General features: G+C 50.2%; 4 protein-coding genes. All 4 read right to left on the bottom strand.

What is annotated here, in order from left to right; all coding sequences use genetic code 11:
* Positions 1–198: 198 nt before the first annotated feature.
* The 4 genes from KDK14_RS02890 to KDK14_RS02875 all read right to left on the bottom strand — a co-directional run bounded on the left by KDK14_RS02890 (position 199) and on the right by KDK14_RS02875 (position 5316).
* The gene (locus KDK14_RS02890) at positions 199–1569 is read right to left on the bottom strand and encodes a sigma-54 dependent transcriptional regulator (RefSeq protein WP_257263518.1); all 1371 of its coding nucleotides are present in this window, start codon (positions 1567–1569) and stop codon (positions 199–201) included.
* On the bottom strand, positions 1566–4673 hold the full coding sequence (locus KDK14_RS02885; RefSeq protein ID WP_257263517.1) for an ATP-binding protein: 3108 nt from the start codon (positions 4671–4673) through the stop codon (positions 1566–1568). Before KDK14_RS02885 ends, KDK14_RS02890 begins: the two co-directional genes overlap by 4 nt.
* Complete coding sequence (locus tag KDK14_RS02880) at positions 4663–4839, bottom strand: hypothetical protein (protein WP_257263516.1); 177 nt, start codon at positions 4837–4839, stop codon at positions 4663–4665. Before KDK14_RS02880 ends, KDK14_RS02885 begins: the two co-directional genes overlap by 11 nt.
* Before the next feature lie 141 nt (positions 4840–4980).
* Positions 4981–5316: a hypothetical protein gene (locus tag KDK14_RS02875; protein ID WP_257263515.1), complete on the bottom strand. Its 336-nt coding sequence runs from the start codon at positions 5314–5316 to the stop codon at positions 4981–4983.
* Between the last annotated feature and the right edge of the window lie 1015 nt (positions 5317–6331).

Below are 6331 nucleotides of genomic sequence, written 5' to 3'. Positions count from 1 at the left end.
GCTCTACGTGTGCTTCGTGGTTCCAATTCAAGACCCACAACAAACCCGCCTGCACTCGTTCGCAGAAGCTAAAGAGTAGAACTTACAGTACTATCAAGAAGAATTTCTTAATCTCTACCCCAAGTGGCGGGGCATGCCCTGCATTGTGGCAGTAACCCTTCTACTGCGCTCAGGGGGAGCACTCCAGACTTTTTGAAATCAGGTTGCTGTTGTTTTCTTTCTTGGAATACCCAGGCGCTGGCGCCGCTCCCAGAGCGTTTTTCTACTGATACCCAGCTTTTGCGCCAGCTCGGTTTCGGTCATCTGATCCTGGTGTTCAAGGACAAAACGCTGGAAGTAGTCTTCCAGGGTCAGGCCATCCTGAAGCTCTTCGGCATCCTGACGGAACAGGGTCTGTTTCACACGAACGTCAATGTCCAGATTTTCCGGAGTGATGATATTGTCGTCGGAAAGAATAACACCCCGTTCGATGGCATGCTCCATTTCGCGTACATTCCCGGGCCACTGATAGCGGGAAATGGCAGCCATGGTTTCGGGGGCCAGTGAAAAGACTTCCAGCCCCATTTTTGCACAGGTTCTGGCCAACAGTTTTTCCGCCAGCATCAGGATATCACTGCCTCTCTCCCTGAGCGGCGGAACGCGCAGTTCAACCACTTTCAGGCGGTAGTAGAGATCTTCACGAAACGCATTCTGTGAGGAGAGCTGGCGGAGATTGCGGTGAGTAGCCGCGATCAGTCGAACATCAACGGACAGGGACTGTACTGAACCAACACGACGAATTTCACCTTCCTGAAGAACGCGAAGTAGCCTGGCCTGGGCTTCCAGTGGTAGCTCACCGATTTCATCCAGAAACAGTGTGCCCCCGTTGGCTGCTTCGATCAGACCGGTTCTGGCGGCTGTTGCACCGGTAAAAGCCCCTTTTTCATGACCAAAAAGCTCTGACTCAATCAGTGTTTCCGGAATGGCGGCACAGTTGACAGAAATCATCGGACCATTGATGCGTTTACTGTGTTCATGGATAGCCCTGGCAACCAGCTCTTTACCGGTGCCTGATTCACCCTGAATCAACACCGTGGCATCGGTTGGCGCCACCTTTTGTATTTGCCGGAACAATAGCTGCATGGCATCACACTGTCCCAGAATGCCATTAAAGCCATCGCCGGAGAATATCTCTTCTTTGCCCTGGCCAGCATCGGTACCAGTGTCCGGAGCTGCCTGCCTTGCAATAGCCTCAGCTACGCGCTGAATCATTTCTGCATGATCAAAGGGCTTGGCAATATAATCGACGGCACCCTGCTTCATGGTTGAAACTGCCGAGTTCAGGCTGGCATAGCTGGTCATGATCAGTACCGGAGTACCATTGGCGAGGTTAATCATTTCAGTACCCGGTTTCCCGGGTAGCCTCAGATCGCTGATGATCAGCGAGAAGGAATGTTGTTTCAGGCAGTCTTGTGCTTCATGAACCGAGCCTGCTTCAGTAATACTATATCCTTGTCGTTCAAGCAGACGACGCAGTGACGACCGGATAATTTCTTCGTCTTCAACAATCAGTATCTGCTCCTGGCTCATGCCATGTCCCCCTGAAATGCCAACGGCTGCTCCCCTGCGCCCGGGGCCATCACGGACTCAGACTCGTAGCGTGGCAGCGAAATGATGAAGCAGGATCCCCGCCCTGTGAGCGGGTCCAGCGGACTCGCCACCTGAATACTGCCAAAATGTTCTTCGATAATATTCCAGGTCAGAGCCAGACCCAGACCAGTCCCCTTACCCGCGTCCCTGGTGGTGAAAAATGGCTCAAACAGCCTTTCCTGAATGGCTTTGGGAATACCATGCCCCTGGTCTTCAAAACGAATGGTGACCGTGTGCTGGTTGGCTGAAGTACTGACGGAAACGACGCTCTGCACCGTGTCAGTACCTTCCGTTGAGGCATCGGCCGCATTTTTCAGCAGATTGATAAACACCTGTTGTAATTTTTGGCTGTTACCGCTGACGCAGAGGCCTTCGATGCATAAATTGCGGAATACGATATTGTTGTTCTTATGGCTCAATTGCAACAGGCTAATGGCTTCCCGGATAGTGCTGGACACTTCTACGGGCTCTGCTGCCCATGGGGAATCGCTGTTATACCCGATTTGCGCTCCTCCCTTGTGACCGGAATGAGCATAAGATACCAGGGTTTGCACAATGGCACAGACCCTTTGGGTTTGTTCCAGTATCTGGCGGGAGCTTTGCTGAACATCCGGGTCCGATGATAGCGCACTCAGTTCCTGGGCAAGGCAGTCAATACCGGTAATCGGGTTGCCTATCTCATGGGCAACACCGGCGGCCAGTTGTCCGATAGACGCCAGTCGTTCACTGTGAAAGAGCTGTTCTTCCAACATTCGGGTTTCCGTCTGGTCTTCCAGTAACATGACCTGATTACCACCAGTACCGGAAACCGGTACCTGAACAGCGGCCTTGTGCAGGCTGAAATAGCGGGTGCTGCCATCCAGTTCCACACTGTGCTTGTTCAGGTGATTATCGGGAAGTTGCATAAAATCACTGAGGATCTGGTTCCAGGGAGCAGGAATGGTCTTCAGGGGCATCCCCAGAACAGCGTCGGCAGGAATTCCGGTTAATGCTGCCATTGCCTGATTCCAGAGCATCACTTCGCCCGTGTTGCCAGATGGCAGCGATGCCGGGTTATCACTCTCAATGGCAGCGTCAATGGCAGCGTCAATGGAGCAGACGGCCATGGGCAGGCTGTTCAATGTATCCCGGTGATAACGTCTCAGGCTATCGAGCTCACCTGCCAGACCGGTTAGTCTTGAGTGATACGCTTCCAGTCGGGACTCCATAAAAAGGATATCTTTCGGGACATAATCATTGTCAACATCCAGTGGTAAAAAGGAGTTGACGATTTCATGGGCAATGGTTGGCCCCATAAGCCCGGATAGATTATTCTCAATACGATCCCTGAGTCGTCTCAGGGAGTGCGGACGATTATCATCTGCTCTCATATTGAGATCGGTCAGGGCTTTATTGATTTCCGTCTGCGCGGCTACAGGCCCCAAAGGGGCACTGAGCATCTCCTGAAATTCGTAAGAAGAGCTGGCCTTGGGGATTTTGAACGGCTGCTGGCGCACCTCACGAACCAGACAGGCAGCCGCCGCGCTATGCTCTTCATCGGGCATTTTGGTAAAACTGGAGACCAGGCAGAACACCAGAACATTCACCACCAATGAGGCAGTGGCGGCAAGATACCAGCCATCGTTAGTGATGGTACCGAAGTTGACGTTACGGATTGGGAAAATTTCAAGTCCTATGGTTAAAGGCAGCATCAAGGTAAAGAACCAGACTGCAGTGCCCGACAGAATCCCGAGAATCAGTCCCTTATGGTTTGCCCTGCCCCAATAGAGTGTAGAAAGAGTACCGGGCAGCAGTTGCAGGGCTCCCACATAGGCGACGATGCTCAGGCTGTACATGTCCACCTCATTATGCAACAGCCGGTAAAACCCATAACAGGCGAGGACCAGGGTGGCAATAATCAGACGTTTTACATTGGTCAGCCAGCGATAAATATTCATCTGGACCCGGGCTGACTCCCCGCTCTGGTAAATGGTCTGATAAAGCGGCAGGATGACGTGGTTGAGCAGCATGGAGGACAGTGACAATGAGGTTACCATAAACAGGCCACTGGCCGCAGAAAGTCCTCCTATATAAGCGATGACGGTTAACCATCGGCTATCCAGCGCATGCCCAATAGCCAGTGGAAAGTACTCGGGCGGATAAGGGCTGCCGATTTTGAGACCCGCCCAGAGAATCAGAGGGGTAGAAATGCTCAACAATAATAAAAAGAAAGGCAGGCCCCAGCTGGCTGTGAATAGCATTTTTATGTTGCGGTTTTCTGCAAACGTCATGTGAAACATATGGGGCATAACCACAGCAGAAGCAAAAAACATCAACAACGTTGTTCGCCAGGGGCCATCTTCCAGATGGGAGTTCATCCCGATAATGACTTCGGAGTTTGCCTCAAGCCAGCGGTTTAATCCGGAAAAACCACCAAACACCTCGACAATCACTACGCCACCAAGCAGTACCATGATCAGCAGTTTGAGCAGAGACTCAAAGGCAATCGCCACCACAAGACCATCATGCTGGTGGCGGCTGGCCAGGTGTCGGGTACCAAACATCATGGTCAATAATGTGACCATAATACAAAAACCGAAGGCCAGCCTGTCCGGGGATGCTTCATCACTGAGCAGATAAACACCGTCTGCCACGGCCTGTATCTGCAAGGCCAACAGGGGAAAGGTAATAAACAACAAAAGAAGTGTAGTTAACGTACCTGCCACCGGGCTGCGGAAACGGAAGGCCAGCACATCGGCCAGAGAACTGAGTTGATAGGTGGAGGTTATTCTTAATATTGGCACCAGCAGGACGGGTGCTAGCAAAAACGCACCGCTCAAGCCAAAGTAAAAACCAAGAAAAACATAACCATCGTCGTGGGCAACTCCGATACTGCCATAATAGGCCCAGCTGCTGGCATAGATGCCCAGGGACAGAACATAGGTTGCCGGGTGATGCACCACCGCACGCGGAATAATGCCACGATCCGTCGCCCAGGCGCAGAGAAAGAGAACCACAAGATAAACAACACTGACGAGTACGATGTATTCCAGCTCAAAGCTCATCTCTGTTATCCCTGATCTGGAGGGTAAAGCCTGCGACAATGAGGATGAACCAGAGTATCCAGGGTTGGTACCACTGTTTACCAAAGGTAATCCACCAACCCATGATGGCCGGAGAAAAAAGGTAAATACCAATCACCAGAAGCAGAACCAGGCGGTAGATATACATATTACGTCTGTGCAGTTTTGCCGTTGGACGGACATGGTAATGATTATATGGGTAAACCGCAAAAGATTACCGGCAGATTCTCTTGTGCGGCAAAACATAGTGACCTGTTTGCCACCCTGAGTTTACCGCACATCCCGCCAATCAGCTGCGGTTCAGTATACCCTGTAACCGCCCCTGGTCGAAAATCACTTTCTCAAACGCCACTGCTGAGTTGGTTTCAAAGTGGATTGCCACAAACGAATGACAGTCGTCGTCTTCTTTGCCTGCTTTCATTTCCATCAGGGTGTAACGGTAAGCACCGGTGATCTCCAGATCCTGGAGGTTCTTCGGTAACACACAGATTTTCAGAATCTGGTTACCCCGGGTGTAGGTAAAGGCAGGGCCGGTATCATGGCGATATGAGATATCCTGAAAGTATTCGGGTATACGGATACCCAGTACATACTCACCACCAAATTGCTGTTGATAACAGGCCATATCATCCCCATAGTGTTATTGCGTTTCGGGATCATTTTTCTAATTGATTACGGCCTCTTACAAATGCAAGTCGGCCAGATAACCGGAGTCGTTTATTTTTTTGCCAGGAGGCTGTCCGATCAAGTGACATCAAGTTAGTCGAAAGCGCCCCAACCCCTACACGGCTCAACATCTAAAGCTAACAATCGTACCAATATGATTAAGTTACTCAGAAGGTGAAATTGGGATTATCAACCCCACTTTGTCGCTTGGGTAATCGACTTGAGTTTCACCTTATCACGGAGGGCTACTATTATCTCCTCAAATTTTAGCTGTACTTCCTGAATCTGAGGTTGACATGATCAGTATTGCGTCACTCGAAGATGAACTTAAGGGGCGTTGAATGTACTGTGGCTGATTTGTCATCCATAGCGAACAAAAATGTACGACAGTAAGTAGCTAACCAAATGAAATCATATTTCCTGCCAAGTTGTCAGTCACTCTGCTCCGCTGCAACTCAGGTCATATAGCTACGGCTATGCTTTCTACCTTGCGCCTTGCATAGTAACTGCCCGCTTGGCCAGAAATATACGATTCCATTTGGACAAGCTCCTGGAGCATCGTTTCCGGTAGGTATCAACAAAAAAACCTCGCTAAAGGCAAGGTTCCAGGCACTGATCCATCAGTCGTGAGCCGTTTTTATTATTATATTGAGGTGGTATTTATTCTTGGACAGAGAGTGAGTATTTAGTGTTCTTATTACCTGGCCCCGAAACAATCATCATCGATTTCGGCAAACACTCACTGTGCAAGTACAGAGTACGTAATTACCGAAAGAAAAGAATTGACGTATGTCAATAAATCGCTATTCCCTATGAGAATGACTGGATAGTACCGAACAGCATTTTCCCTGCCGCAGCATCGGCATCCTGAACATGTTGTCATGTGCCTGTTTCAGGTATTAGCCCGGATATTTCATATACTGCCCCGTATCTCGCGCAGGACTTTGTCGCTCTAAGGGATTTTGTGAGGGAGC

It is taken from the genome of Endozoicomonas sp. ONNA2 (genome assembly GCF_024606365.1).
Classification (GTDB): domain Bacteria; phylum Pseudomonadota; class Gammaproteobacteria; order Pseudomonadales; family Endozoicomonadaceae; genus Endozoicomonas.
This window is presented reverse-complemented; position numbering and strand designations above follow the sequence as displayed.